This window comes from Mucilaginibacter sp. P4_G9 (genome assembly GCF_056400985.1).
Window position 1 is genome coordinate 1 of sequence record NZ_JBFUKF010000879.1, and the last position, 803, is coordinate 803.

Annotated in this window: 1 protein-coding gene; it reads right to left on the reverse strand. The window is 39.9% G+C overall.

What is annotated here, in order from left to right; genetic code table 11:
* Positions 1–291: 291 nt before the first annotated feature.
* Positions 292–803, reverse strand: a 512-nt coding sequence (locus tag AC1DPZ_RS28320; protein ID WP_477409818.1) for a dicarboxylate/amino acid:cation symporter, incomplete at its 5' end; no start/stop codon positions are given.

Genomic DNA, 803 nt, shown 5'->3' on the forward strand with positions numbered 1-803 from the left:
CCCATATTGAATACATATGGATTGAAAATCGGCATACCTGTATGGCGCGTTTTTTATCATCATGCCATAGTAGTAAAAACAGTAAAGCAGAAACGGAACAACAATAGTAAAGATTAGAAATATTTTTTTGGTACGACTTGACATTTTTAATTAATGAATTATGTTTTAATTATTGATAATTTTCTTCTAACCGTCATTGCGAAGCACAAAGCGATTTCTATACTATACAGAGTTGCTTTGTTAGCCGGGGACTGCTTCGTACCGTTGACGCTTTTATAATAGCTCCTGGAATTATTCCAGTTCCCCCTCCCACTTGCTAACAACCGCCGTAGCCATTGCGTTGCCCAAAACATTCGTAGCCGACCTGCCCATATCCAATATTGGATCAATCCCTATAAGTAAAAACAAGCCAGCTTCGGGGATATTAAACATAGATAGCGTCCCCGCTATAACAACCAACGAAGCACGTGGCACACCTGCAACACCCTTACTGGTAAGCATAAGCACTAACAACATAGATAGCTGGTGACCGAACGACAAATGAATGTCATAAGACTGCGCCAAAAACAGCGATGCAAAGGTCATATACATCATACTTCCATCCAAATTAAATGAATAACCAAGCGGCAAAACAAAACTTACAATTTTATTACTGCATCCAAAACGTTCAAGTTCCAATAAAACCTTCGGATACGCCGCCTCGCTGGTTGATGTGCTGAAAGCAATCAGCATAGCATCCTTGATGTTATTGATGAGTTTGAATACCGGGTTGCGCAATACAATAAAACCCGCCAGTATAATGA